This is a genomic window from Cronobacter sp. EKM101R (genome assembly GCF_963888145.1).
Classification (GTDB): Bacteria; Pseudomonadota; Gammaproteobacteria; order Enterobacterales; family Enterobacteriaceae; genus Cronobacter; species Cronobacter turicensis.
The window spans coordinates 62,489-87,563 of the sequence record NZ_CAWPHW010000001.1; the positions used below are offsets into that span (position 1 = coordinate 62,489).

A 25,075-nucleotide genomic window follows, 5' to 3' on the forward strand; every position below is an offset into this window, starting at 1 on the left:
AATGCCGAGCGGATTATATATCGACCTGAAAGACGGCGGCCCTGCAATGGAAATAACGGCGGGCCTTCGGTGTCCGTCTTACTGCGGGTACGCCAGCGGTAAAGGGAATAAATACACCATTCCGGGCTATGTGACGGGCGCAACGGCAGTGTTTGCGCCGCACGTCACCGCCGGGATTTATGTGGGCGGCGGCACCAGTCTGATCCCGGACATGGACGTGTTAACCGGCGTATCTCAGAGCGGAAATGTACTGACCTTCTCCGTATGGTCAAATTACAAAATGAGCAACGGGAAAATATACCCCGGCACGGTCTGGCAGATCCTCCCCGCGAGCCAGTCGGGAAACCGCGGGCTGTACATTTCTGACAGTACCGACTTTACCGCCATCACCGACGCCGCCACGGTCGGCCAGTGCGTTTATCGCGGTCGGGTGACGTTTACCGGCTCCTGGTCGCCTCCCTCAACGGGCTACAACCGGCAATCCTACGCCGTGTTTGCGAAGTGGAGCGCAAACGGCGTTGTGGTGGAGTATGACGGCAGCGTGGTCCGTGCCGTGGCCGAGCGTAACGGGGCGAACGTTAACGCCACCGTGACAATGGACGTGGTTATCTTTGCGACCGGCGTCGCGCCGGTGGCGGGGCCGGGGCTTAATTTCTTTAACAGCAAAGGGCAGTGCACGTTTTCAACGACTAAACGCCCGTTCCTTTACAGCAACGCATTTTATAAGCCATCCGGCACCGCCGCGGATATTGGCAACCGGTACATCATGCTGGGGCGGTATGGCGCACAGACCGACATATCCGGCGGCTGGTGCTATGCCAAATATCAGGGGCTTGTCCGGTCGGGTAATTCCGTCCGGGTAGGGCGTGGTTATGTGGCCGCTGTCTGGACGGCTGACTATCCCGTGACGGCCAATAAAACAACCGGCATGAATGTTTTGTTGCTCGACAGCATGTACTGACCGTTTATTTATTAAATAACCCGCTGCGGCGGGTTTTTTATTTTCAGGAGTTAACTGAATGGCTAAAGGCACTATCAGCATCGCCAGTGGCGCAACCGCCATTACAGGCGCAGGCACCACCTTCACCGCCGAGCTGGCTGCCGGTGATTACATCGTTTTCACGGCGGGGCAGGTTGTCTATACGCTGGCGATTAAGTCAGTGGACAGCGACACGGCGCTAACGCTAACCAAACCCTATACAGGCCCGGACGCTGACGGCCTGGCATGGTCGGCGGTGCCGCGCAGCACCATGAGCCAGATCACGATGGAAGTGGTGAACCAAGTCACAGAGGCTTTACGCGGCCTGAACCATGACAAAGCGAACTGGCAGCAGGTATTTTCCGAGAGTAATAACGTCACTGTCACCCTACCCGACGGCAGCGAATTTAAAGGCCCAGGCTGGCCGTTTATCGTTAACCTGCTGGAAGACCTCGATCCTGACCGGCTACAGCAAATTGTTAATGACATGAAAGCAGCGCAGGCCAGCGTAAGCGCTGACCGGAAGGCAGCAGAAACCGCCCGTACCGGCGCAGAGAGCGCGGCCACCAGCGCTACAGCAGCGCAGAATGCCGCAGAAAGCGCCGGGGCTGCCGCCGCCAGGAGCGCCACCAGTGCAGCCACCAGCGCCAGCTCGGCGACAAATTCGGCCACATCAGCGAGCCAGTCGGCATCTGAGGCACTTAAGCAGGCTGAGCGCGCACAAGACCTCGCTGATTCGTTCGACGCTACAAAGGTGCTGAAGAAAGATCAGAATCTGGCTGATGTTTCAAACATGTCTGCCGCAAAAGTTAACCTAGGGATTGACCGCGTAACGCAGGGGTCAACGTCTACAGCGCTCGGTAAGCCAGCAGGCTCGCGTCTGTTCATTTTTGATAACGGAACGTGGGGCGCCCTTAATGGCGCTGATGAATATATCCCCCTTGCTATTGCTCAGGGCGGCACTGGAGCAAAAGATGCCTCCGGAGCGAGGAAAAATCTCGGTCTTGATGTCGCTAATAATGTCGAGTTCAACCTGATAAAAGGTAATAGCGACATTTATACGAGGAAAGTCTCTGACGATCCTGTAAGGGGTAACTCATTATCTTCTGAAATTGTCGGATCTGATGGCACAACTAAAGCCCGGATCGAGATGTGGTGCGACACGTCTACTGGCAACGCATCAATAGTTAACCGTAACCCGACGGGGCCGCGATTCTTCACGATCAGGCAGAATGGGGAGGTTGAGCCGTCTGGTCGCGTTATGTCTGGTTTTGGTGCCGAGTTTAAGAGCAATGGTGAGGTTTTGACGTTACGCCCTACCGGAGCGAACCAGGCAACTTACATGCTTATTCGTGATAGTGATAATTCAAACATCATGCTTGTGGGCAGATCTGGTGCAAGCTATGACACTGTAATGACCAACTATAAATACGGCACAAGTATCACAATGACAGATGCATGGGCCGGGTGTAACAAGGGATTGTATGGCTCAACAATTGAGTCTCGTTCTGGTTATTTAAACTCTAAAGCTATATCTACCACGGCAAACGCACATCTTTATTTTATTAACAGCGACAACAAAAATCGTGGGGTTATTTATTCAAGACCTATCGCAAACGGGCAATTAATATGCATCAGGCCAGACAATAGCTCTACAGGCGCGACGGGTTCAGAAATGTCGGTCAACGGCTCTACGGGTGAGGTTCGCGCTGTTAAGTTCACCAACATCTCTGACGAGCGGGCTAAATTCTGGATTAAGCCAGTAGAGAGCGCCCTCGATAAGATTTGCCAGCTTCGCGGCGTAACTTATTCGATGCATACAACGGTGCAGAATACCGTGCGAAATGCCGGCCTGATTGCCCAGGACGTTCAGAAGGTCTTGCCGGAGGCCGTAACGAAATGCGAGGCAGACAAGACCACTATCGATAAGGAGTGTCGCCCGATTGAGAACCCTCTGGCGGTTGACTATAACGCCTTAGCGGCCCTGTATGTCGAAGCATTTAAAGAGGTGCGGGCAGAGATGGATGCGCTCAAGTCTGAGCTGGAAGAGATGAAAGCAACACTCGCCAGCCTCACAGCCTCCGGAGATACGACCACCAGCGAATGATGAACCAGCAGCGGCCCGCCTGGGCCGCGCTGTAGTAGTGATCGATCATGAAAATATATTCTGCCGCTGCGATTGATAGGTGCCACTGCCTTGATCTAATTTCTTCATGAAACTACTGTATCTATATACAGTATTTTTATGGGGAGGAAATTATGCCGCGCTATTATGAGATTGAAACCGCCTTTCGTCGGGCTATGAAGCTGGACGCCAGAGGCCGCCGCACCGTAACGACTGCCGACTTTGTGAAAGAGCTGGCCGCCGTTAACTGGAACTGGTCGCTAAAGCAGGCGAACGAATGGATGGATGCCTGCCTAACAACGTTTAAAGACATATCGACCGAGGAAGGCGAAAACCGCACCCTGGCGATGTACAACCCGAACGGGGGGATCTGATCATGGGCTTCCCATCACCCGCCACGGATTACATCGAGCGCCGCGTAACTCTCGATGGTATATGCGCTATTGGTATGAATAGCCGCATCGTTGAGACGCCCACCGGCTACGCGGTGATAGATATCAGCATAATGGCGACCATCGGCGCGACCGTTCTCTTCTCTTTATATGGGAATGTGCAATTTGGGTTTATCACCCAACACGGGATCATTACTGACGATGGGGAATCGCTGGAGGGCTCGGCGCTGGATGATGTGGAGATCGCCGGAGTGGTTACGCATACCATTCACAGCGCGGACAGCATCACTGATCAGCGGCCCATAATCTAATAGAATAGATGCGAGATGTTTTTCATTATTTTTTCTATACTAACGAAAAGAGAGCTTTATGGTGGAAACTGAATATAATTTATGTGCTTAGCCGTTAACAAAGGTTTTTATTTTTTTAAAAAAATCAGAAACTTGTTCTTCAAAACCTGCCTCAAGAATTTCAAAGATTCGCTCTTGTGTTAGACCATGTTCCTCACGCCTTTCCTGCAACTTTTTCCAGTAAGCTTTGGATTTTGCATTTTCTGGCGCAACATCGGGAAGCCCATACGGTGAATTTTCTTGTTTATATTTATTAAAAATTTCATCTTCTATATCATCATAGGGACTAAAAATAACATCATCACGATTGCCATATTTATCTTTTGCATCACCATCCAAAATCGCTACTGCATTATGAGGCGCACAAATAAATTGAGTCCAGGCATTGCGCTTCATTAAATCGACAACGTTACTACAGCCGCCTATGTAAATTACCTTTATTCGATTTTTCGTTTCAATAGCAGACAACTTAAGGTTTATATAACTTTCGAGGGTCACGTCTTCAGTAAATATATATTTGTCAAAACCATGAAATCCGAACATTTCAAACTGAATAAAACTGTATGAAACTAGGTTATGAATTACTTCACCATTTTCATTTTTTAGGTAAATGATTGGTGTTCCATATTCATAGATAGTTTTCATAATTGCTAATGAGTGTGTAGTGAAGAGGATTTTTTTATCCTTCTCCAAGCAGATATTTTTAACTGCATTCATTAGGGAAACTTGTGCAGAGGAGTCCAACGACACGTCTATTTCATCAATAATGATTATTTTGCTAGAAGAAGTTATCATTTTGAAAATACTTATAACAAAAAACTCACCTGAACTGAAATAATCCTCACGAATATAACGATTGTCGTCAAGCGGCAAAAAAAAGTATTGCACACCCTTTATAGTGACGAATTTAAGATTCTGGAATTTATTAGCGTCTTTATAGACAATGTTCAGAAAAGCGATTAATTCATGGGCGTCTTCATAGTTTTTTTTGAGGTACATTTCTCGTAGCGTCATGTCAATATTACCCAAGGCTGGAAACTCTGAGAAACGTTTACCATAAGGAATTGGAAGTTCAACGTTTATAAATGACTCATCCCTAAGTATGTCTTTTGTATCAAGATCTCCATTGTTAAATCTGAAAGCGTAAAGTTTTTCTTCAATTTTTATATCTATTTCTGTATTTTCGCTAATGCTAAAGACGGAAGAGGTTTTACTTACGATAGCAGTATCTTTAAGAAGGGCTAAGGCTTTTATAATTGATGTTTTGCCCACACCATTTTTGCTTGTCATACAGATAAGCGGGTCACGTGAAAAATCAAAAGTTACACTAATGTTGGAGAGATGCTGAAGTTCTCTAATATCTACACTAATGATCATTTAAGCAGCTCCTTGCCTCTGAGGAGTTTACTTATGATGGCATTACCATACCTTTTTCGCAGGTGAAATAAATAGTCTTGATCAATGTTATTGATCTGGCTCAGAACGCCTGCTATAGATAAGATAGATGACATTTCATCCATTCCTGTATAATTCATCAGCTTATCTCGATCGGTTCTGAGCAGATGCAGTTTAACCTCAATATCCGTTTTAGTTGCTTTGCTTACCGTCATTTTTCCGTCGTTTAGTATGCTAATGCCCAAAACCTTTCTTTCATATTTTTTTGTGATAACTTTTGTTTTTTTATGATTAATAGAAAGCTTCAATAATGGATCTGATGATAAAATGCCTATAAGGTCATTAGTTATTTCTTTTTTAAGAATTTCATGCTGAGATGAAATGATTAAATCATCTGCATAACGAGTATATATGTATTGTTTATCTTTACAATATGATTCGATAATATTGTCGTAATCAAAAAAACAAAAGTTGCTTATTGATGGTGAGGACGAAAAACCAATAGGTAATCGATTATCGAAAGTGCAGAGATAGACTATCCTTTCTATATTTTTTTTTACATCTTCAATGTCAATGGTGCTTAGATAATCGTAGTACTTGGATAGTTTATTTGATACGGCTTCACTACTGATCGAGGGGAAAAAATTCGATATATCCGTTTTAAAAATAAACTCGCTATTGCAGTGGGGTTTTACGGCCTCGGATATGTTTACTTCTTTTCTATATGAGAAAACAATATCTTCTCGCACAGGCATTTCGCTGAATATAAAGCGCGAAAGAAATGTATGAATGAGTTTTAGTCTATCTGAACATTGATAAAGATCAGCTTTCGTCCTGCTAAGGGGAATAAGGCGAACTTCTTCTTCTGTACGGATATTATGGAAATCATCAAAATTCTTTTTATGGTTAAAGTAAGAATTAAAAACACTCTCCAGGCTGTTATTTTTCATGCTATTATTACCTGTGATTAGTCTTATAAAATCTTCAGAATGAAGTGCTGAAACCCTTTTGCGGATATATGAAATTATTAAGGCTCCCGCAAGAACTTTACGGGAGCCTTAATAATTTTACAAGACCTTATACTGCCTATAGAGGCTTCCTGATTGACTGGAGATGCTCCAAGTCAGAAGCATGTACTGATTATGACCTCATCCGTTATGTTTAGCAAGTCTTGGCTTTAACTTTGGTATCCGGGGACGATCCAGTAAGGCAACTTAACATTAAGTCATTGTAAATAATGGCAATAAAAGCAGGTAAGATATGTGAGCTACTTATCACATGAGTATAATTAACGTTTTGATGATACAACTGTTGGATGCATGTACTCTACGTGAAGCCGCGCATCACTCAATGCCGTTCTCCAGCCAATCAGCCCACCATTGCATCATTTCCCGACGCTTATCAAGGTACTGGGCATGGTTATAGATGCCGCGAATATTATTGCGATCAACGTGAGCGAGCTGCCGTTCAATGGCATCCTGAGGCCACCCATGTTCGTTAAGAATGGTACTGAACTGGTGCCGGAAGCCATGACCACTAGCCAGCCCCTCGTATCCGATTTGGCGGATAACCTGTAAAACAGTATTCTCGCTGATAGGTTTGCGCTTATCGTTACGCCCGGCAAACACGAACGGCGAAAGCGAAGTGATGGGTTGAAGATGCTTTAAAAGATCGTAGACTTGCTGCGACATTGGAACCAAATGTTGTTTGCGATTTTTCATCACTTCCGCATCGATTAAGATAAGCCGGTTTTCAAAATCGACATTCTGCCACAGCATAGAGCGCAACTCTTTAGTACGCATGGCCGTATATTGCAGCACCTGAGTAGCAATGCGAGAAACTACGCTCCCACCATAGCCTGCAAGCGCCTGGTTGAAAGCAGGAATCTGATCAGCTGGAAGAAACGGGAAATTCTTTTTCCTGTATCCCTTCATAGCATCCGCCAGATCAGGCGCAGGGTTATATTTAGCTCTACCGGTTACTACGGCATAGCGAAACACCTCTCCACAGCGTCGACGTGCCTTATTGGCCCGCTCCATTGCACCACGATCTTCGAACCGGCGTAGCACCGCTAGAAGCGTCATGGGTTCTATTTCTTCTAAAGCCATGCCGCCAAGAAACGGCAAAATATCTGCATCAAACATTCGGCGTAGTTCATCGGCATATCCTTCCGACCACACTTGCTTTTTGTGCTGATACCATTCCTCGAAGATTGAGCCGAAGCTATCCGGTTTGGTCTCCTGTTGCTTCTTCTTAACCGCAGGGTTAATCCCAAGAGCAAGATCGCGTTTAAGTTCAAAAGTCATGCTTCTGGCTTCTGCCGGGCCGATCTCAGGGTATTTGCCGACAGTATGGATTTTTTCTTTCCCACCAATGTGATAACGAACCTGCCAAACCTTTTTTCCGCTCACTGGCACATATAGATATAGCCCATTCCCATCGGCTAAACGGTAGGGCTTTTCTTTAGGTTTGGCTGCGTCTATCTGCTTAATAGTAAGCATTGGGTAAAACCCCACTGGGTAAAAAATTGATGGGTAAAACTATTTTACCCAAAATTTACCCAAGAAAAAATGAGGCTTTCAACGAACCGATGCGAACAAGCGCGAACGCTGGAATGGCTTTTTTACTGGGTTTTGTCATGATTTGCGAACGGTGTCGGAGGCGGGCGAACTATGAAATGGCGTCCCCTGCAGGAATCGAACCTGCAACTAGCCCTTAGGAGGGGCTCGTTATATCCATTTAACTAAGGGGACGAGGCGGCGTCAGTATACCGATTTTTACACCGCCGTTAAGGGCTTAGCCGCCTGTTCGGTTAAACAATCGCCATCGTCAGCGTTTTTGTGAGCCGCCTCTGGTTTCGTTTTCACGCGCTTTCTGTTCTTTTTTCAGGCGCGCTTTCTCTTCTGATTTCTTCTTATTGCTCATGTCGTTACGGATCTGCGCATGGCTTAATAGCGCGAAGATAAACGTACCGCCGATGATGTTGCCCGCAAGCGTCGGCAGGGCGAACGGCCAGAAGAATTCGCTCCAGTGGATAGTGCCGTTAAACACGAGGTACAGGATCTCGACGGTACCGACCACGATATGCGTCGTGTTGCCGAGCGCGATAAGCCAGGTCATCAGGATGATCACCACAATCTTCGCCGCACCCGCAGACGGGAACATCCACACCATGGTCGCGATGATCCAGCCGGAGATAATTGCGTTAGCGAACATCTCGCCCGGCGAGTTGTGCATCACTTCCGTGCCGATAGTTACAAACGCGTCGCGCGTCGCCTCATCAAAAATCGGCATAAACTCAAACGCCAGCGCCGCAAGGCCGGTGCCGACGATATTCCCGAGCAGCACCACGCCCCAGAGCCGCAGCAACAGCAGCATATTGGTGCCGGTCGGGTTCTGCATCACCGGCAGGACCGCCGTGACGGTGTTCTCGGTAAAGAGTTGCTGGCGCGCCATAATGACGATAATAAAACCAAAGGTGTAGCCGAGGCTTTCCAGTAAAAATCCGCCGGGAATGCCTTCCAGGTGCACATGGAAAATGCCTTTGGCCAGCAGCGACGCGCCCATTGACAGCCCGGCGGCGATGGCTGACCAGAACAGCGCCATCGCGTCGCGCTCCATCTCTTTCTCGCCGTCCTGGCGAATATGCTCGTGGATCGCCATCGCGCGCGACGGCAGCGCCTCTTCATCCACTTCTATCTCTTCGCCGCTCTTTTTCTCTTCGCTCTCGACTTCCAGCTCATCCGCGTCGTCGATTTTTTCCTCGCCGATTTTGTCCATATGGGGTTCCTGTCAGGTTAGGGGGGCTTCGTTAAGCGTAGCGCGTCGGCGGCTGTTATCCGGAAAAACAGACAATTCGGCCTGCCCGGTGGCGATTTCGCGCGCTATCGCACGGGGTTTCGCCACCTGCGCGGCGCGTGAGGTGGCCGCGTCATTCCCCTGTGGTACTATTCCCGACTCGCCTGAAAGGAGCCGCCCCATGTTAGAAGCCCGGAATCTTGCCTGCATACGCGACGAGCGACTGCTGTTTCGCGCGCTCTCGTTTCGCGTGTCGCCGGGAGATATCGTGCACGTGACCGGTGCGAACGGGGCAGGGAAAACGTCGCTGCTGCGCCTGCTGGTGGGGCTGGCGCGCCCGGAAGAGGGCGATGTCTGCTGGCGCGGCGAACCGCTGGCGCGCACGCGTTCAGCCTTTCATCAGGAACTCCTGTGGCTCGGCCATCTGCCGGGCATCAAAGCGGCGCTCACCGCCGATGAAAATCTCGCGTTTTATCACCCGTATACCCGGCGCGAGGCGCGCTGGCAGGCGCTCGCCGCCATCGGGCTTGGCGGCTATGAAGATCTGCCGGTTGAGCAGCTCTCAGCAGGCCAGCAGCGCCGCGTGGCGCTGGCGCGTCTGTGGCTCAGCGACGCGTCGCTGTGGGTGCTGGATGAACCGCTGACGGCGCTTGATGCCGCAGGCGTGGCGACGCTGACGGCGCGTCTGGAGGCGCACGCGGCACGCGGCGGGGCGGTGATAGTCACCACTCACCAGCCGCTGGCGCTTAACGTCGCGCACCGCACGTTAACCCTGACGCCGGAGCCCGCCGCATGATGGGCCGCATTATTCGCCGCGAGCTGCGCCTTGCCGCGCGTCATCGTGCGGAGCTCCTTAACCCGCTGTGGTTCTTTCTGGTGGTGATTGTATTGTTCGCGCTCGGCGCAGGCCCGGAGCCGCAGTTGCTCGCGCGCATCGCGCCGGGCGTAGTGTGGGTGGCGGCGCTGCTTGCCTCGCTTCTGGCGATGGACCGGCTGTTTCGCGACGACGCGCGCGACGGCGCGCTGGAACAACTGATGCTGCTGCCAACGCCGCTGCCGGTGGTGGTTATCGCGAAAGTGACCGCTCACTGGGTGGCGACCGGGCTGCCGCTGGTGGTGCTCTCGCCGCTGGCGGCGCTGCTGATGGGATTGAACGGACATGCGGCGCTGACGCTGATGCTGACGCTGTTGCTCGGCACGCCGACGCTGAGCTTTCTCGGGGCGCTGGGCGCGGCCCTGACGGCCGGGCTGCGGCGCGGCGGCATCCTGCTGAGCCTGATTATTCTGCCGCTGGCGATCCCGCTGCTGATTTTCTCCACCGCCGCGGTGGACGCTGCCGTGATGCAGCTTCCGGTCGGCGGCTTTTTCGCGATCTCAGGCGCGTTTTTGACGGGAAGCGTCACGCTCTTGCCGTTCGCCACCGCAGCGGCGCTGCGTATCAGTATTCAGTAGGCCCGCGCGTGCGGGCGATAACGTTTATGTGAGCAACAACATGTGGAAATTCTTACACCCCTGGGCCCGGCCTGAGCGGCTCTACGGGCTTTGCCGACGGCTGACGCCGTGGTTGGCGTGGCTGAGCGCAGTCCTGCTCGCGACGGGCTGCGTCTGGGGGTTTGTCTTCGCGCCGCCCGACTACCAGCAGGGCGACAGCTACCGCATCATGTATCTGCACGTCCCGGCGGCGATGGGATCGATGGGCATTTATGCCTCAATGGCGGTCGCGGCGTTTATCGGGCTGGTGTGGCAGAACCGGGCGGCCGATCTTGGCGTGATGGCGATGGCGCCGGTGGGCGCGGTCTATACCTTTATTGCACTGACGACCGGCTCCGCCTGGGGTAAACCGATGTGGGGCACCTGGTGGATCTGGGATGCGCGGCTTACCTCCGAGCTGGTGCTGCTGTTTTTATACGCGGGGGTGATAGCCCTCTGGCACGCCTTTGACGACCGCCGCCTCGCGGGCCGCGCCGCGGGCCTACTGGTGCTGGTGGGCGTGGTGAACCTGCCCATTATTCACTACTCGGTGGAGTGGTGGAACACGCTGCATCAGGGCTCCACCAATATGCAGCAGAGCATCGACCCGAGCATGCGCGCGCCGCTGCGCTGGAATCTCGCCGGTTTTCTGTGCCTGTTTGTCACGCTCACGCTGATGCGCCTCGGCAACCTGCTGCTGCTTCAGGAGCGTCATCGCCCGTGGGTGGCGGCAGTGCTGGAGAAAAAATCATGACCGCCGCGCTGACCACGTTTTTTCTGATGGGCGGCTACGCCTTTTACGTCTGGCTGGCGGTGGCGATGACCGTCATTCCGCTGGCGCTGCTGATCGCGCATACGTGTTTCGCACGTCGCGCGCTGCGCCGGGAGATCGAGAAGCGTCAGGCGCGCGAGCGCCGACGCCAGGGCGCGGAGGTGTCGCGATGAACCCGCGTCGTAAAACGCGCCTGTGGGTCGCGCTCGCCGTGCTGGCAGGGCTGGGGCTGACGCTTGCGCTGGTGCTCTACGCGCTGCGCGCCAATATCGATCTTTTCTATACGCCGGGCGAAATTCTCTACGGCAAAGGCGCTGCGCAGGAGAAGCCGGAGCCTGGCGAGCGGCTGCGCGTCGGCGGCATGGTGATGCCGGGGAGTGTGAAGCGCGACAGCCAGAGCCTGAAGGTGAGCTTCCGGCTCTATGACGCGCGCGGCGTGGTGGATGTCGATTACGACGGCATTCTGCCCGATCTGTTTCGTGAAGGGCAGGGCGTGGTGGCGCAAGGCGTGCTGGGCGAGGATCAGCGCATTCACGCCCGCGAAGTGCTGGCGAAGCATGACGAAAACTATACGCCGCCGGAGGTGAAAGCGGCGATGGACGTCAACCACTCGCGCCCGCCGCAGGCGTATAAGGATAACCGCCCATGATGCCGGAAATCGGTAACGTCTTGCTGTGCCTCGCCGCCGGACTGGCGCTGCTGCTCACGCTCTGGCCGCAGTGGGGCGCGATGCGTCAGGTGCCGCGGCTGATGGCGCTGGCGCGCCCGCTCGCCTGTGCGCTTTTCGCTTGTTTGCTGGGCGCGTTTTTGATCCTCGTGCACGCCTTTGTGGTGAATGATTTCACGGTGCTCTATGTAGCGAGCAACTCCAACACCGAGCTGCCGGTCTGGTATCGCGTGGCGGCGACCTGGGGCGCGCATGAAGGCTCACTATTGCTGTGGGTGCTGCTGATGGGCGCATGGACGTTTGCCGTGGCTATCTTCAGCCGCGGGATGCCGCAGGAGGCCATCGCCCGCGTGCTGTCAGTGATGGGCGGGATTAATTTCTGCTTCCTGCTCTTTATTCTGCTGACTTCAAACCCCTTCACCCGCACGCTGCCGGAATTCCCGATTGAAGGGCGCGATCTCAACCCACTGCTTCAGGATATCGGGCTGATTTTTCATCCGCCGCTGCTGTATATGGGCTATGTCGGGTTTTCGGTCGCGTTCGCCTTTGCCGTGGCGTCGCTCTTAACGGGGCGGCTCGACACCGCCTGGGCGCGCTGGTCGCGCCCGTGGACGCAGGCGGCATGGGTGTTTCTGACCATCGGCATCGTGCTCGGCTCCGCCTGGGCCTATTACGAACTGGGCTGGGGCGGCTGGTGGTTCTGGGACCCGGTCGAAAACGCGTCGCTGATGCCGTGGCTGGCGGGCACGGCGCTGATGCACTCGCTGGCGGTTACCGAAAAACGCGGCAGCTTCCGCGCCTGGACGGTGCTGCTCGCCATCACCGCCTTTTCGCTCTGCCTGCTCGGCACCTTCCTGGTGCGCTCCGGCGTGCTGGTGTCCGTGCACGCATTCGCCTCCGATCCGGCGCGCGGCATGTTTATTCTGGCGCTGCTGGTGATTGTTATCGGCGGCTCGCTGCTGCTGTATGCCGTAAAAGGCGGCAGCGTCAGGGCGCGGGTGGGCAATGCGCTCTGGTCGCGTGAGAGCTTTCTGCTCGGCAACAATATTCTGCTGATCACCGCCATGCTGGTGGTGCTGCTCGGCACGCTGCTGCCGCTGGTGCATAAGGCGCTGGGGCTGGGGTCGATTTCCGTCGGCGCGCCGTTTTTTAATGTGCTATTCAGCGCGCTGATGGCGCCGTTCGCGCTGCTGCTCGGCGTCGGGCCGCTGGTGCGCTGGCGGCGTGATGAGCCGCAGAAGCTACGCCGTCGTCTGCTGGCGGCGTTGGTGGTCACGCTCGCGGCCTCGCTGATCCTGCCCTGGCTTTTGCAGGACAGCGTTAAGGCGATGACGGTCGCCGGGCTGATGATGGCGGTCTGGGTGCTGGTGTTAACGCTGATGGAACTGATTGATCGCGCTACACACCGTCATGGGCTGTGGCGCGGGCTGTGGAAATTAAGTCGCAGTCAGTGGGGCATGACGCTCGGGCACGTCGGGCTTGCCGTGACGGTCATTGGCATCGCGTTCAGCCAGAACTACAGCGTGGAGCGCGACGTGCGCATGACGGCGGGCGACAGCGTCGATATTCACCATTACCGCTTTGTGTTCCGCGAGGTGCGCAACGCGCAGGGGCCAAACTGGCGCGGCGCGGTCGGGATTATCGATGTGCTGCGCGACGGTAAACCCGAGGCGACGCTGCGCGCTGAAAAGCGCGCCTATAACAGCAACGGTGTGGTGATGACCGAAGCTGCTATCGACGGCGGGCTGACGCGCGATCTCTACGCGGCGCTCGGCGAAGCGCTCGACGACGGCAGCTGGGCGGTGCGGCTCTATTACAAACCGTTTGTCCGCTGGATCTGGTACGGCGGGCTGCTGATGGCGCTCGGCGGGCTGCTCTGTATGCTCGACCCGCGTTACCGGCTGAAAAAAGCGCAGGAGGCCGCATGAGACGCCGCATTTTACTGATCCCGCTGGCGCTGTTTCTGCTGCTTGCCGCCGTGCTGTTCTGGCAACTGACGCGCAACGCGGCGGGCGATGATCCGTCTCAGCTGGAGTCCACGCTGGTGGGCAAGCCGCTGCCCGCGTTCCGGCTCGCCGCGCTTGATGACCCGAGCGTGACCTACGATCGCGCCGCGCTTGTGAATGGTAAGCCGCTACTGCTTAACGTCTGGGCGACCTGGTGCCCGACGTGCCGCGCCGAACATCAGTTTCTCAACGGACTGGCCGCGAAGGGCGTAAGAATCGTCGGGCTTAACTATAAAGACGATCGCGCCAAAGCCGTGGCGTGGCTTAATACGCTCGGCAACCCTTACGCGCTGAGCCTGTTTGACGGCAGCGGGATGCTGGGGCTGGATCTGGGCGTTTATGGCGCGCCGGAGACGTTTGTTATCGACGGGCGCGGCGTGATTCGCTATCGCCACGCGGGCGATTTGAATGACCAGGTCTGGCGTCAGGACGTCAAACCGCTGTGGGATGCGCTCAACCAGGAGGGCAAGCCGTGAAACGCCTGTTAAGCCTGTTGGCCGGTCTGCTGCTGACGTGTCATGTTTTCGCCGCCATCGAGGCGTACCCTTTTCACAATGAGGCGCAGGAGCAGCAGTTCCGCGAGCTGACCGGCGCGCTGCGCTGCCCGAAGTGCCAGAACAACAGCATTGCCGATTCCGGTTCGATGATCGCGGCCGACATGCGCCAGAAGGTCTATGAACTGATGCAACAGGGGCAGAGCCGCGAGCAAATTGTGGCGTATATGGTGGCGCGCTACGGGAATTTCGTGACCTACGATCCGCCCGTCACGGCTGGCACGATACTGCTCTGGCTGCTGCCCGCGCTGTTTGCGGCAGGCGGCGTTGCCGTGCTGGTGGCGCGCACCCGTCGCGCCCGCCGTGAGCCTCTCCCGCTTGACGAAGACGAACAGGAGCGGCTGCGCGCGCTGCTGAATGAAGAAGGAAAACGCCCGTGAGCGCGTTAATCATGGTTATCGTCGTCCTGCTGGCGGGCGTTGCGGCGCTGGTGCTTTACCCGTGGCGCGACCGGCGCGCGCTCAGCCGCGATGCGCTGAACCGCACACTCTATTATTCGCGTCTGCGGGAGCTTAACGATGAACCGCCCGAGGCCCGGGAGGCGCTGGTGGTGGAATTGCAGCACAGCCTGCTGGCGGATATCCCCGCGCCGCGCGCGCAGAGAACGGGCCATGCGGGTTATGGCGCGCTGCTGGCGGGCGTGCTGCTGGTCGTCGTGGTCAGCGGCGGGCTGTTCATGGCGACGCATAGCCTTAAACAGGTGAATGCCTGGCAGGCGGCGACGCGCGAGACGCCTTCACTGGTGGCGCGCGTAATGGACCCGCACGCGGCGCCGCTCACGGTGGATGAACTGACGCGCCTCGGGCTTGGGCTGCGCACGCGTTTGCAGGAAGAACCACGCAACGCCGCAGGCTGGGCGATGCTCGGGCGCATCGGTATGGTGCTGAATAACGCCGATACGGCCACAGAGGCGTTTAAACGCGCCTGGCAGCTCAATTCGCAAAGCACCGAAGCGCGGCTCGACTATGCTGAAGTGTTAGCGCGCTCGGCGCAGCCGGACGATAACCGCCTCGGCGAGCAAATGCTGAAAGCGGTCGCGGCGCAGGCGCCGGATAATCTGCGCGCGCAGGGGCTGCTCGCCTTCAGCGCGTTTCGCCAGCAGCGCTATCCGGAGGCGATCGCCATCTGGCAGGCGATGCTGACGCGCCTGCCGCCGGACGATGCGCGCCGGGCGGCCGTGCTGCGCGGCATTCAGCAGGCGCGGGTGGACAGCGGCATGGACAACGCCAGACTGGCTGTTAAAATCACGCTCTCACCCGTTTCGAATAAAGCCTTGCCGGATAAAGGGATACTCTTTGTCAGCGTGACGGATGGCGTATCCGGCGTGCCCGTGTTGGTGAAAAAATTGCCGCTGGGCCATTTTCCGCTGACAATAATGCTTGATGACGCTGACGCGATGCTCCCTGAGCGGGGGCTTGAGCATGTCACGCAGGGTATTGTGAAGGTGCATATTTCCCGGGACGGCAACGCGGCCGTGCAACCCGGAGACTGGACAGGCGAGCGCCGTGTCACCACGCTCAACCCGGCTTCGCCGGTGGACGTCCTGGTTGCGCCTTCGCCATCAGGAGCGGGTTAGTTACCATTTACAGGGAGACTGCTATGAACTTTCGCCTTACCGGGCTTGCGCTGGCGGCCACGCTTTTAGTGGGCTGCGCCAGTTCGTCAGAGCCGCAGCAAGGGCGTTCCGACCCCTTAGAAGGGTTCAACCGCACCATGTTTACCTTTAACTATGACGTGGTTGACCCTTATGTGCTGCGCCCGGTGGCTGTCGCCTGGCGCGACTACGTGCCGCAACCGGCACGCAACGGGCTGGGCAATTTCACCAGCAACCTGGAAGAACCCGCCTCGATGCTCAATAAATTCATTCAGGGCGACCCCTACCAGGGGATGGTGCACTTCACCCGTTTCTTCCTGAATACCCTGCTGGGGATGGGCGGTTTTATCGACGTGGCCGGTATGGCGAACCCGAAACTGCAGCGCGAAGAGCCGCACCGTTTCGGCAGTACGCTTGGCACGTATGGCGTCGGTTACGGGCCGTATGTGCAACTGCCGTTCTACGGCAGCTTTACGCTGCGTGAGGATGTCGGCGATATGGCGGACACCACATATCCGGTGCTCTCCTGGCTGACCTGGCCGCTGTCGCTCGGTAAATGGGCGGTGGAAGGCGTGGAGTCGCGCGCTCAGTTGCTGGATTCCGACGGCCTGCTGCGCCAGTCCTCCGATCCTTACATCCTGGTGCGTGAAGCCTATTTCCAGCGCCACGACTTTATCGCCAACGGCGGTAAGCTTAAGCCGAATGAAAACCCTAACGCGCAGGCGATTGAAGGGGATCTTAAGGATATCGATTCGGAATAAAACGCCGGATGCGTTCATTCTTAACATAAATAAAAAAAGCGGGCCGGGGCTCGCTTTTTTATTTCACGCCAGGCGTTAAACGCCAGTAAAAAAGGCGAGCCGTAGCTCGCCTTTATCGTGTTATTCCGATCAGAAACGGTAGTTAAAGTTCACGCCATACAGCCAGGCTTTACCTTCAGATTTGAAGGTGTACGGGCCTTCGGTGAATTCGACGTGCTGGCCGTGCATATAAGACACACCGGCATCCACGGAGGCGTCTTCATTGAAGGCGTAAGTGGTACCGGCGCTCAGCCAGAGACGGTCCTGGTCAGGAATGGAGATAGAGCGCTGCTGCTCTGGCACCGGGCTGTCATCAAAGGCGATACCGGTACGGAAGGTCCAGTTGTCGTCCATATAATAGGTGGTGCCGAGGGCGATGCGGTACGCGTCCCGGTATTTCTCTTCTTTCTTAAACAGCGTGTCGCCGTTGTTATTGGTCGCTTTCAGCTCCTGGAACTGGCTCCAGCTGGTGTAGGTCAGGCTATAGTGAACGGCCCACTGCGGCGCGATACGGTTATAACCAGAGATTTCCCACATTTCAGGCAGGTTCAGGGTCAGCGAGCCGCCAGTGGTGCTGCCACCCGTGCCGTAAGGCAGGCCAAGGCCCAGCGCGGCGTTAATCGGATTAAGCGCTGCCGGCAGGCTGCTCTTATAATCGCCGTCAAAGTCGATTTTCACTTCAGAGCGGTAGGTCAGGGAGTAACGGTTATTTTTATCCAGTTCATACAGGATACCCGCGTTCCAGCCAAAGCCCCACTCGTCGCCTTTCAGGTGCGCAATTTGGGTGTCGCTATTAATGCCGCCTGCAGCAGCGCCGAGCCGTGCAGCGGTCTGTGAATCAATTTGGCCGGATTGCACAAGCGCTGGCAAGCCGCCTGCAATGATTTGCGGCAGGTCGCCCGCGTAACGCTCGATTTTCGCGCGCGCATACACGGCGTCGAAGCCCAGACCGAAGCTCCAGTGGTTATCGAGGCGATACGCGCCGCTGAGGTTTAGGTTCAGCGTTTCGAGGTCGGTTTTGCCGCCGACGGAACCTGCGGTGTAGCCGTTGTTGTATTCGGTGGCGAGACCGTAGTTGGAGGTGACGGACGCGCCCCAGCCAAACTGCTCGTTAATCGGCGCGACAAAGTGCAGGTTTGGCACCCAGGCGGTCGGCGCGATGTTATCGGCGTCCAGGCTGCGGCCCGTACGGGATTGACCAGACACATTCACATCCGGGTCGACGAAAATCGCCCCGCCGGAGAAAGTCGGGCGATCAAACATGGTAATCAGCGCCGGGTTACGGCTGACGTTGCCTGCGTCATCCGCCATAGCGCCTTCACCGGAATAGGCGCGGCCCAGACCGGAGGCAGAGAATTCGTTTAACTGGAAACCTGCGGACCAGGCCTGAGAAGACACGATTGCCACTGCGACTGCTAAAGCAGATTTGGTAAACAGGGTTTTCTGGCGCATGACCATAACCTCATCCATTTATTTTTATTCAAATAATGTTACGTGACGTAACAGGAGCGCGGAGTGTAGGGTCTGAGGTACGGCAGGGAAATCAGACCAGTGGCGAGAGTATAGGTCCGACCAGCAGAGATGTTGCAAGTATGTTTATAAGTTTTTTCAATTGTGATCTAAGAAACGCGATCCGTTTAGCAAAATTTCGGGGTGCGACAATTCATCAATCTGGTGATTATTGCGTTAGATCATTTTTAAGTGTGATTTCGGTCACTTATGGGCGCAAACCAGAAGAACTGGTAGAGAGGTCCCGGGTCGGGGCGTAAAATAGACGTATCCCTTTTCAGTAAATACAGAGGAAATCACCATGACCAAATGCAGTGCTGATGAAACCCCGGTTTGCTGCTGTATTGATGTTGGCACCATTATTGATAACACCGACTGCGTCGCCTCTTACAGCCGCGTATTCGCAAACCGCGCCGACGCCGACGCCACCCTCGCGGCACTTACCGCCAGAGCGCGTGAAGTCGAGTCCGAGCCGTGCCAGATAACCCCGCGCTTTACTGAAGAAGCCGACGGCGTGCGTCTGGACATCGACTTTGTTTTCGCCTGCCAGGCCGAAACCGTTATTTTCCAGTTGAGCCTGCGTTAATCCTGCCGCTTACGCCCCGGTCTCGCCGGGGCGCATTTCTTGTTACGTAATTCGTGTTTTGCCTCGCAATTTTTCCTTTATGTGATTGGCTGAATGTAAAATTCTGGTTAAAACTGTTATCAGGTCAGACCACTTAATGCATTTTTAGCCTTTTACAGGGGAACGTTATGAGTCAGGCACTACCGCTGGTCACCCGTCATGGGGATCGCATTGCCATTGTCAGTGGATTGCGCACGCCTTTCGCCCGTCAGGCGACGGCGTACCATGGCGTACCGGCGGTCGATCTCGGTAAAATGGTGGTCGGCGAACTGCTGGCCCGCAGCGAAATTCCGCCTGAGGTGATTGAACAGCTCGTCTTCGGTCAGGTGGTGCAAATGCCGGAGGCGCCAAACATCGCGCGCGAAATTGTGCTTGGCGCTGGCATGAGCGTCCATACCGACGCCTACAGCGTCAGCCGCGCCTGCGCCACCAGTTTTCAGGCGGTGGCGAACGTCGCGGAAAGCCTGATGGCGGGCACCATCCGCGCCGGGATCGCAGGCGGGGCCGATTCGTCCTCCGTGCTGCCGATAGGCGTCAGTAAAAAACTGGCGCGCACGCTGGTGGATGCAAACAAAGCCCGTACCGCCGGGCAGCGGCTGAAACTCTTCTCGCGCCTGCGTCTGCGCGACCTGCTGCCGGTACCGCCCGCCGTGGCGGAATATTCCACCGGGCTTCGCATGGGCGATACCGCCGAGCAGATGGCGAAAACGCATGGCATTACCCGCGAACAACAGGACGCGCTGGCGCATCGTTCGCACCAGCTGGCGGCCCAGGCGTGGGCGGAGGGCAAATTGCGTGAAGAAGTGATGACCGCATACACGCCGCCATACCGCGAGCCGCTCAGCGAAGATAACAACATCCGCAAAACCTCGTCGCTGGCCGATTACACAAAACTGCGTCCGGCGTTCGACCGAAAACATGGCACCGTGACCGCCGCCAACAGCACGCCGCTCACCGATGGCGCGGCGGCGGTGATTCTGATGACGGAATCCCGCGCCCGCGAGCTCGGCCTGACGCCGCTCGGCTATCTGCGCAGCTACGCCTTTACCGCGATTGATGTCTGGCAGGATATGCTGCTGGGCCCGGCCTGGGCGACGCCGCTGGCGCTGGAGCGCGCCGGGCTGACGATGGGCGATCTCACGCTCTTTGATATGCATGAGGCGTTCGCCTCACAAACGCTCACGAACCTGAAGCTGCTGGCAAGCGACCGTTTCGCCCGCGAGGTGCTGGGCCGCAGCCAGGCCACCGGCGAGGTGGATGAAAGCAAATTTAACGTGCTCGGCGGATCTATCGCCTACGGGCACCCGTTCGCGGCGACCGGCGCGCGAATGATCACCCAGACGCTTAATGAACTGCGCCGCCGCGGCGGCGGTTTCGGGCTGGTCACCGCGTGCGCGGCGGGCGGGCTTGGCGCGGCAATGGTACTGGAGGCCGAATAATGGAATCGACATCCGCATTTGATTTACAGATGCGCCCGGACAACGTGGCGGTGGTGACCATCGACGTACCGGGCGAGAAAATGAACACGCTGAAGGCGGAGTTTGCCCGCGACGTGCGCGCCATCGTGAAAACGCTTCGCGACAACCGCGATCTCGCGGGCGTAGTGTTTATCTCCGCCAAGCCGGATAACTTTATCGCCGGGGCGGATATCAACATGATCGCGCACTGCCAGAGCGCGCAGGAGGCCGAAGCGCTGGCAAGCCAGGGGCAGCAGATCATGGCGGAGATACGCGCGCTGCCGGTGCATGTGGTCGCGGCTATTCACGGCGCCTGTCTCGGCGGCGGGCTGGAGCTGGCGCTCGCCTGCCACAGCCGCATCTGTACCGACGATGCGAAAACGCTGCTCGGGCTGCCGGAAGTCCAGTTGGGGCTGCTGCCGGGCTCCGGCGGCACGCAGCGGTTGCCGCGTCTGGTGGGCGTCAGCACCGCGCTTGAGATGATACTGGCGGGCAAACAGCTGAGGCCGCGTCAGGCGCTGAAAGCCGGGCTGGTGGACGATGTGGTGCCGCAGTCTATTCTGCTGGAAGCCGCTGCCGAACTGGCGAAAAAACGCCGCCCCTCGCCGCGCCACCTACCGGTGCGCGAGCGCGTGCTCGCCGGCCCGCTTGGCCGCGCGCTGCTCTTTCGCATGGTGACGCAGAAAACGCACCAGAAAACCCACGGCAACTACCCGGCGGCGCAGCGCATTATCGACGTGGTGCGCACGGGGCTTGAGCAGGGCAGCGCCAGCGGTTATCAGGCGGAGGCCCGCGCCTTTGGCGAACTGGCGATGACGCCGGAATCCGCCGCGCTGCGAGGGCTGTTCTTCGCCACCACCGAACTTAAAAAAGAGACCGGCAGCGAGGCCGCCCCGCGCGCGCTGCATTCGGTCGGCGTGCTGGGCGGCGGGCTGATGGGCGGCGGGATTGCGTATGTCACCGCCACCAAAGCCCGGTTGCCGGTGCGTATCAAAGACATCAGCGAAAAGGGCATTAACCACGCCCTGAAATACAGCTGGGATCTGCTTGAGAAAAAAGTGCGCCGCCGTCATCTGCGCGCCAGCGAACGCGACGCCCAAATGGCGCTGATCTCCGCCAGCACCGATTATCGAGGGTTCCATCAGCGCGATATCGTTGTGGAAGCGGTTTTCGAAGAGTTAACGCTCAAGCAAAACATGGTGGCGGAAATCGAAGCGCATACCGCGCCGCACACGATTTTCGCCTCTAATACCTCGTCGCTGCCTATCGGCGATATCGCCGCAGGCGCCGCGCGCCCGGAGCAGGTCATCGGCCTGCATTACTTCAGCCCGGTGGATAAAATGCCGCTGGTGGAAGTTATCCCGCACGCGGGCACCAGCGCGGAAACCATTGCCACCACCGTGCAGCTTGCCAAAAAACAGGGCAAAACGCCGATTGTGGTGGCCGACTGCGCCGGGTTCTACGTTAACCGTATTCTGGCGCCCTACATTAATGAGGCGATGCGCTGCCTGATGGAAGGGGAGAGCATTGAGAAAATCGACCAGGCGCTGGTCAAAAGGGGCTTTCCGGTCGGCCCGATCCAGCTGCTCGATGAAGTCGGGATTGATGTCGGCACCAAAATTATGCCGGTGCTGGAGCGCGCTTACGGACCACGATTCAGCGCGCCGGGAGACGCCGTTGCAGCAATTTTGAATGACGATCGCAAAGGCAGAAAAAATGGCCGCGGTTTCTATCTTTATCCGGCGAAAGGGCGTAAAAGCAACAAGCAGGTTGACCCTGCGGTTTACGGGCTTATTGGCGTCAAGCCGGGTGGGAAACTGAGCGGCGAGGAGATAGCAGAGCGCTGCGTCATGATGATGCTTAACGAGGCGGCGCGGTGTCTGGATGAAGGCGTGGTGCGCTCGGCGCGCGACGGCGATATTGGCGCGGTGTTTGGCATCGGTTTTCCGCCGTTTCTTGGCGGCCCGTTCCGTTATATGGATACGCTCGGCGCGGCGGCAGTGGTGGCGACGCTCACGCGTCTTTCCACCCGTTACGGAGACCGTTTTACCCCGTGCGACAGGCTGTTGCGCATGGCGCAGACCGGGCAAACATTTTGGCACGCGGGGAACCCGCAGGCTGAACTGACGGTCTGATATAGCGTAGTTCCTGGCTTCGAAAACGCAGCGCTGGCTAATTTGTAAACAGTGATTGACTATACTTACGTCAATAAGGTAAAAAACAGCGTTTCATTCGAAGTACGGATCAGGCACAATGCCCGACCGCCAGACGATACCCTTAAAAAGCGCGTTGCTTTTTTCAAGGCTTCGCTGGCGCTTCTGGTCAACAAAAGCGGTGCAATATGCAAGTTTTTATCATGCGTCACGGCGACGCAGCACTCGATGCCGCCAGTGATTCGGTTCGTCCTCTGACCGCGTGCGGTTGTGATGAATCCCGTCAAATGGCGACCTGGTTAAAAGGTCAAAAGGTGGATATCGAACGTGTTCTGGTGAGCCCTTTCCTGCGAGCCGAACAGACACTGGACGTCGTGAAAGAGGCCATGAGCCTGCCTGTCAAAACCGAAGTGCTGCCGGAGCTTACGCCCTGCGGCGATGTGGGTCTGGTGAGCGATTACCTCCATGTTCTGGCCCGTGACGGCGTCAGCGCGGTGATGGTTATCTCCCACCTGCCGCTGGTCGGTTATCTGGTGGCGGAACTCTGCCCTGGCGAAACGCCGCCGATGTTCTCCACGTCCGCTATCGCCTGCGTGACGGTAGAGGACGATAACGACAAGGGCGTCTTTAACTGGCAGATGAGCCCCTGCAATCTCAAAATGGCGAAAGCGATGTAATACCCGCCTGTACCATGAAAAGAAAAAGAGCCGCTGATGCGGCTCTTTCTGTTTCTGCTCTCGGGTTCGATGCGCTTAAGGCAGTTGCGGCGGCTGCCACTCTTCCACTTCAATCAGCACCAACAGCGCGGCGTCGCCGCCATACTCTTTCGGCGCCTGATGGAAGGCCATCACATGCGGATGCTGGGCCAGCCACAGCGGCGTCTGCTGTTTGAGAATATGTTTACCGTGGCCATGCATCACGCAGGCGCAGAACACATGTTCGCGGCGGCAGGCGGCGATAAGCGCGCCCAGCTCCTGCTTGGCCTGCATCTGGGTCAGGCCGTGGAGATCGAGAAACAGCTCGGGCGAATAGTCGCCACGGCGCAGTTTTTTCAGCTCGAAGTGATCCACGCCGGGGCGCACGTAGCGCATCGGCCCGTCGCTGTTCAGAAGCGGCTGGAATTCATCGGAAAAATAGTGGCTGGCGTCTACCTGCTCCTGCAACAGGCGTTTGGGCGGCACCTCGCGCAGTTTTTTACGCGCAGGCGGGTGCACGATGGTGTCCTGTTTCAGCTCGCGCGTTCCGCTCATCAGCGCGCGAAACAGCGACTTTTCTTCCTCACTCAGCGATGGCTTCTTTTTCATCTTCTTCTCTTCTTCCTCTTTGCGCAGGCAGTTTACCCGAGTTTGGCGCGTCGCCAAACAAAAGCCATTTTTCGGGGATGACGCGTCGGTTGCTGATTTATCGCCGCCTTCATGGCAAACTAGCCGCCGAATTTAACGCGGAGCGTCATGCGGAGGGCAGTGTGGATAAAATTTTCGTCGATGAGGCAGTCAGTGAACTGCATACCATTCAGGATATGTTGCGTTGGGCGGTGAGCCGCTTCAGCGCGGCCGGCATCTGGTATGGTCACGGCACGGACAACCCCTGGGATGAGGCGGTGCAACTGGTGCTGCCGTCGCTCTACCTGCCGCTGGATATTCCGGAAGATATGCGCACCGCGCGCCTGACCTCCAGCGAGCGCCACCGTATCGTCGAGCGAGTGATCCGCCGCGTTAACGAGCGCATTCCGGTGGCCTATCTCACTAACAAAGCCTGGTTCTGCGGCCACGAATTTTATGTCGATGAGCGCGTGCTGGTGCCGCGTTCGCCGATTGGCGAGTTAATCAATAATCACTTCGCCGGGCTTATCGACCACGAACCGCAGCACATTCTTGATATGTGCACCGGCAGCGGCTGTATCGCTATCGCCTGCGCCTACGCCTTCCCGAATGCGGAAGTCGACGCGGTGGATATCTCCACCGACGCGCTGGCCGTTACCGAGCACAACATTGAAGAGCACGGGCTTATCCATCACGTCACGCCGATCCGCTCCGATCTGTTCCGCGACCTGCCGAAAGTGCAGTACGACATTATCGTCACCAATCCGCCGTATGTGGATGAAGAAGATATGTCCGATCTGCCGAACGAATATCGCCATGAGCCGGAACTCGGCCTGGCGGCGGGCAGCGACGGGCTGAAGCTCGCGCGCCGCATTCTGGCCTGCTCGCCGGACTACCTGACCGACAACGGTATTCTGATTTGTGAAGTCGGTAACAGCATGGTACATCTGATGGAGCAGTACCCTGACGTGCCGTTTACCTGGCTTGAGTTCGACAATGGCGGCGACGGCGTCTTTATGCTGACTAAAGCGCAGCTCATCAGCGCGCGCGAACACTTCAGCATCTACAAAGATTAAAAACAGGCGGGCGCGGGCCCGCTGAATAACG

General features: G+C 56.3%; 25 protein-coding genes and 1 tRNA gene. 19 read left to right on the forward strand and 7 right to left on the reverse strand.

Annotated elements, in window-relative coordinates; all coding sequences use genetic code 11:
• Nucleotide 1 precedes the first annotated feature (1 nt).
• The 4 genes from AACV31_RS00390 to AACV31_RS00405 all read left to right on the forward strand — a co-directional run bounded on the left by AACV31_RS00390 (nt 2) and on the right by AACV31_RS00405 (nt 3,807).
• Complete coding sequence (locus AACV31_RS00390) at nt 2-961, forward strand: DUF6453 family protein (RefSeq protein WP_165154891.1); 960 nt, start codon at nt 2-4, stop codon at nt 959-961.
• A gap of 58 nt (nt 962-1,019) precedes the next feature.
• Nucleotides 1,020-3,086, forward strand: coding sequence for a tail fiber domain-containing protein (locus tag AACV31_RS00395; protein WP_165154889.1), 2,067 nt, complete (start codon nt 1,020-1,022; stop codon nt 3,084-3,086).
• A 152-nt stretch (nt 3,087-3,238) separates the two neighbouring features.
• A complete protein-coding gene (locus AACV31_RS00400) occupies nt 3,239-3,478 on the forward strand; it encodes a hypothetical protein (RefSeq protein ID WP_097565996.1) in 240 nt (79 codons plus the stop codon).
• Between the two features lie 2 nt (nt 3,479-3,480).
• Nucleotides 3,481-3,807 (forward strand): hypothetical protein, encoded by a 327-nt coding sequence (locus AACV31_RS00405; RefSeq protein ID WP_165154887.1) that lies wholly within the window; start codon nt 3,481-3,483, stop codon nt 3,805-3,807.
• Nucleotides 3,808-3,894: 87 nt separating this feature from the next.
• On the opposite strand, the gene AACV31_RS00410 is transcribed toward AACV31_RS00405, so the two are convergent.
• The 5 genes from AACV31_RS00410 to AACV31_RS00430 form a co-directional block, all read right to left on the reverse strand.
• The gene (locus tag AACV31_RS00410) at nt 3,895-5,223 is read right to left on the reverse strand and encodes an AAA family ATPase (protein WP_165154885.1); all 1,329 of its coding nucleotides are present in this window, start codon (nt 5,221-5,223) and stop codon (nt 3,895-3,897) included.
• Entirely contained in the window at nt 5,220-6,191 is a 972-nt protein-coding gene (locus AACV31_RS00415; protein ID WP_165154883.1) for a reverse transcriptase domain-containing protein, read from the reverse strand. The genes AACV31_RS00410 and AACV31_RS00415 overlap by 4 nt, the downstream gene beginning before the upstream one ends.
• A gap of 393 nt (nt 6,192-6,584) precedes the next feature.
• Nucleotides 6,585-7,742 carry a tyrosine-type recombinase/integrase gene (locus tag AACV31_RS00420; RefSeq protein ID WP_165154881.1) on the reverse strand — a complete coding sequence of 386 codons (1,158 nt, stop codon included), beginning with the start codon at nt 7,740-7,742 and terminating at the stop codon, nt 6,585-6,587.
• Nucleotides 7,743-7,919: 177 nt separating this feature from the next.
• A tRNA-Arg gene (locus AACV31_RS00425) sits at nt 7,920-7,994 on the reverse strand.
• A 76-nt stretch (nt 7,995-8,070) separates the two neighbouring features.
• On the reverse strand, nt 8,071-9,021 hold the full coding sequence (locus AACV31_RS00430; RefSeq protein WP_165154879.1) for a formate/nitrite transporter family protein: 951 nt from the start codon (nt 9,019-9,021) through the stop codon (nt 8,071-8,073).
• A gap of 199 nt (nt 9,022-9,220) precedes the next feature.
• Here AACV31_RS00430 and ccmA point away from each other — a divergent pair, with 199 nt between their 5' ends.
• Genes ccmA through mlaA form a run of 10 tightly spaced genes read left to right on the forward strand, consistent with a single transcriptional unit; the run spans nt 9,221 to nt 16,863 of the window.
• Nucleotides 9,221-9,835, forward strand: coding sequence for a cytochrome c biogenesis heme-transporting ATPase CcmA (gene ccmA, locus AACV31_RS00435; protein ID WP_165154877.1), 615 nt, complete (start codon nt 9,221-9,223; stop codon nt 9,833-9,835).
• Nucleotides 9,832-10,491, forward strand: coding sequence for a heme exporter protein CcmB (gene ccmB / locus AACV31_RS00440; RefSeq protein ID WP_105539081.1), 660 nt, complete (start codon nt 9,832-9,834; stop codon nt 10,489-10,491). The genes ccmA and ccmB overlap by 4 nt, the downstream gene beginning before the upstream one ends.
• 40 nt (nt 10,492-10,531) lie before the next feature.
• Complete coding sequence (locus AACV31_RS00445; RefSeq protein WP_165154875.1) at nt 10,532-11,263, forward strand: heme ABC transporter permease; 732 nt, start codon at nt 10,532-10,534, stop codon at nt 11,261-11,263.
• Nucleotides 11,260-11,454: a heme exporter protein CcmD gene (gene ccmD / locus AACV31_RS00450; RefSeq protein WP_165154873.1), complete on the forward strand. Its 195-nt coding sequence runs from the start codon at nt 11,260-11,262 to the stop codon at nt 11,452-11,454. The genes AACV31_RS00445 and ccmD overlap by 4 nt, the downstream gene beginning before the upstream one ends.
• Nucleotides 11,451-11,930 carry a cytochrome c maturation protein CcmE gene (ccmE, locus tag AACV31_RS00455; protein ID WP_165154871.1) on the forward strand — a complete coding sequence of 160 codons (480 nt, stop codon included), beginning with the start codon at nt 11,451-11,453 and terminating at the stop codon, nt 11,928-11,930. Before ccmD ends, ccmE begins: the two co-directional genes overlap by 4 nt.
• Nucleotides 11,927-13,876 (forward strand): heme lyase CcmF/NrfE family subunit, encoded by a 1,950-nt coding sequence (locus AACV31_RS00460; RefSeq protein ID WP_165154869.1) that lies wholly within the window; start codon nt 11,927-11,929, stop codon nt 13,874-13,876. Before ccmE ends, AACV31_RS00460 begins: the two co-directional genes overlap by 4 nt.
• Nucleotides 13,873-14,430, forward strand: coding sequence for a DsbE family thiol:disulfide interchange protein (locus AACV31_RS00465; protein ID WP_165154867.1), 558 nt, complete (start codon nt 13,873-13,875; stop codon nt 14,428-14,430). Before AACV31_RS00460 ends, AACV31_RS00465 begins: the two co-directional genes overlap by 4 nt.
• The gene (locus tag AACV31_RS00470; protein ID WP_165154865.1) at nt 14,427-14,888 is read left to right on the forward strand and encodes a cytochrome c-type biogenesis protein; all 462 of its coding nucleotides are present in this window, start codon (nt 14,427-14,429) and stop codon (nt 14,886-14,888) included. The genes AACV31_RS00465 and AACV31_RS00470 overlap by 4 nt, the downstream gene beginning before the upstream one ends.
• 11 nt (nt 14,889-14,899) lie before the next feature.
• Nucleotides 14,900-16,084, forward strand: coding sequence for a c-type cytochrome biogenesis protein CcmI (ccmI, locus tag AACV31_RS00475; RefSeq protein WP_370458092.1), 1,185 nt, complete (start codon nt 14,900-14,902; stop codon nt 16,082-16,084).
• 23 nt (nt 16,085-16,107) lie between these two features.
• Complete coding sequence (gene mlaA, locus AACV31_RS00480; protein WP_007762943.1) at nt 16,108-16,863, forward strand: phospholipid-binding lipoprotein MlaA; 756 nt, start codon at nt 16,108-16,110, stop codon at nt 16,861-16,863.
• Nucleotides 16,864-16,992: 129 nt separating this feature from the next.
• On the opposite strand, the gene fadL is transcribed toward mlaA, so the two are convergent.
• Nucleotides 16,993-18,354, reverse strand: a complete 1,362-nt coding sequence (gene fadL / locus AACV31_RS00485; RefSeq protein ID WP_165154861.1) for a long-chain fatty acid transporter FadL — start codon at nt 18,352-18,354, stop codon at nt 16,993-16,995.
• A 358-nt stretch (nt 18,355-18,712) separates the two neighbouring features.
• Between fadL and AACV31_RS00490 the strand changes: the two genes are divergently transcribed.
• From AACV31_RS00490 to sixA, 4 genes are all read left to right on the forward strand, one after another.
• On the forward strand, nt 18,713-18,997 hold the full coding sequence (locus AACV31_RS00490; protein WP_007762938.1) for a YfcZ/YiiS family protein: 285 nt from the start codon (nt 18,713-18,715) through the stop codon (nt 18,995-18,997).
• 167 nt (nt 18,998-19,164) lie between these two features.
• Nucleotides 19,165-20,475 (forward strand): acetyl-CoA C-acyltransferase FadI, encoded by a 1,311-nt coding sequence (gene fadI, locus AACV31_RS00495; RefSeq protein WP_165154859.1) that lies wholly within the window; start codon nt 19,165-19,167, stop codon nt 20,473-20,475.
• Nucleotides 20,475-22,628: a fatty acid oxidation complex subunit alpha FadJ gene (gene fadJ, locus AACV31_RS00500; protein WP_165154858.1), complete on the forward strand. Its 2,154-nt coding sequence runs from the start codon at nt 20,475-20,477 to the stop codon at nt 22,626-22,628. The genes fadI and fadJ overlap by 1 nt, the downstream gene beginning before the upstream one ends.
• Before the next feature lie 206 nt (nt 22,629-22,834).
• Nucleotides 22,835-23,323, forward strand: coding sequence for a phosphohistidine phosphatase SixA (gene sixA / locus AACV31_RS00505; RefSeq protein ID WP_165154856.1), 489 nt, complete (start codon nt 22,835-22,837; stop codon nt 23,321-23,323).
• A gap of 75 nt (nt 23,324-23,398) precedes the next feature.
• Here the strand turns inward: sixA and smrB are convergent, their stop codons facing one another.
• A complete protein-coding gene (gene smrB, locus AACV31_RS00510; RefSeq protein WP_004387043.1) occupies nt 23,399-23,950 on the reverse strand; it encodes an endonuclease SmrB in 552 nt (183 codons plus the stop codon).
• A 161-nt stretch (nt 23,951-24,111) separates the two neighbouring features.
• Between smrB and prmB the strand changes: the two genes are divergently transcribed.
• On the forward strand, nt 24,112-25,044 hold the full coding sequence (gene prmB / locus AACV31_RS00515) for a 50S ribosomal protein L3 N(5)-glutamine methyltransferase (protein WP_007762927.1): 933 nt from the start codon (nt 24,112-24,114) through the stop codon (nt 25,042-25,044).
• The last annotated feature ends 31 nt before the right edge of the window (nt 25,045-25,075 follow it).

Coding starts and splice junctions, on each gene's coding strand:
- AACV31_RS00390 (WP_165154891.1), top strand. CDS start 2: ATGCCGAGCGGATTATATATCGACCTGAAAGACGGCGGCCCTGCAATG.
- AACV31_RS00395 (WP_165154889.1), top strand. CDS start 1,020: ATGGCTAAAGGCACTATCAGCATCGCCAGTGGCGCAACCGCCATTACA.
- AACV31_RS00400 (WP_097565996.1), top strand. CDS start 3,239: ATGCCGCGCTATTATGAGATTGAAACCGCCTTTCGTCGGGCTATGAAG.
- AACV31_RS00405 (WP_165154887.1), top strand. CDS start 3,481: ATGGGCTTCCCATCACCCGCCACGGATTACATCGAGCGCCGCGTAACT.
- AACV31_RS00410 (WP_165154885.1), bottom strand. CDS start 5,223: ATGATCATTAGTGTAGATATTAGAGAACTTCAGCATCTCTCCAACATT.
- AACV31_RS00415 (WP_165154883.1), bottom strand. CDS start 6,191: ATGAAAAATAACAGCCTGGAGAGTGTTTTTAATTCTTACTTTAACCAT.
- AACV31_RS00420 (WP_165154881.1), bottom strand. CDS start 7,742: ATGCTTACTATTAAGCAGATAGACGCAGCCAAACCTAAAGAAAAGCCC.
- AACV31_RS00430 (WP_165154879.1), bottom strand. CDS start 9,021: ATGGACAAAATCGGCGAGGAAAAAATCGACGACGCGGATGAGCTGGAA.
- ccmA (WP_165154877.1), top strand. CDS start 9,221: ATGTTAGAAGCCCGGAATCTTGCCTGCATACGCGACGAGCGACTGCTG.
- ccmB (WP_105539081.1), top strand. CDS start 9,832: ATGATGGGCCGCATTATTCGCCGCGAGCTGCGCCTTGCCGCGCGTCAT.
- AACV31_RS00445 (WP_165154875.1), top strand. CDS start 10,532: ATGTGGAAATTCTTACACCCCTGGGCCCGGCCTGAGCGGCTCTACGGG.
- ccmD (WP_165154873.1), top strand. CDS start 11,260: ATGACCGCCGCGCTGACCACGTTTTTTCTGATGGGCGGCTACGCCTTT.
- ccmE (WP_165154871.1), top strand. CDS start 11,451: ATGAACCCGCGTCGTAAAACGCGCCTGTGGGTCGCGCTCGCCGTGCTG.
- AACV31_RS00460 (WP_165154869.1), top strand. CDS start 11,927: ATGATGCCGGAAATCGGTAACGTCTTGCTGTGCCTCGCCGCCGGACTG.
- AACV31_RS00465 (WP_165154867.1), top strand. CDS start 13,873: ATGAGACGCCGCATTTTACTGATCCCGCTGGCGCTGTTTCTGCTGCTT.
- ccmI (WP_370458092.1), top strand. CDS start 14,900: ATGGTTATCGTCGTCCTGCTGGCGGGCGTTGCGGCGCTGGTGCTTTAC.
- mlaA (WP_007762943.1), top strand. CDS start 16,108: ATGAACTTTCGCCTTACCGGGCTTGCGCTGGCGGCCACGCTTTTAGTG.
- fadL (WP_165154861.1), bottom strand. CDS start 18,354: ATGCGCCAGAAAACCCTGTTTACCAAATCTGCTTTAGCAGTCGCAGTG.
- AACV31_RS00490 (WP_007762938.1), top strand. CDS start 18,713: ATGACCAAATGCAGTGCTGATGAAACCCCGGTTTGCTGCTGTATTGAT.
- fadI (WP_165154859.1), top strand. CDS start 19,165: ATGAGTCAGGCACTACCGCTGGTCACCCGTCATGGGGATCGCATTGCC.
- fadJ (WP_165154858.1), top strand. CDS start 20,475: ATGGAATCGACATCCGCATTTGATTTACAGATGCGCCCGGACAACGTG.
- sixA (WP_165154856.1), top strand. CDS start 22,835: ATGCAAGTTTTTATCATGCGTCACGGCGACGCAGCACTCGATGCCGCC.
- smrB (WP_004387043.1), bottom strand. CDS start 23,950: ATGAAAAAGAAGCCATCGCTGAGTGAGGAAGAAAAGTCGCTGTTTCGC.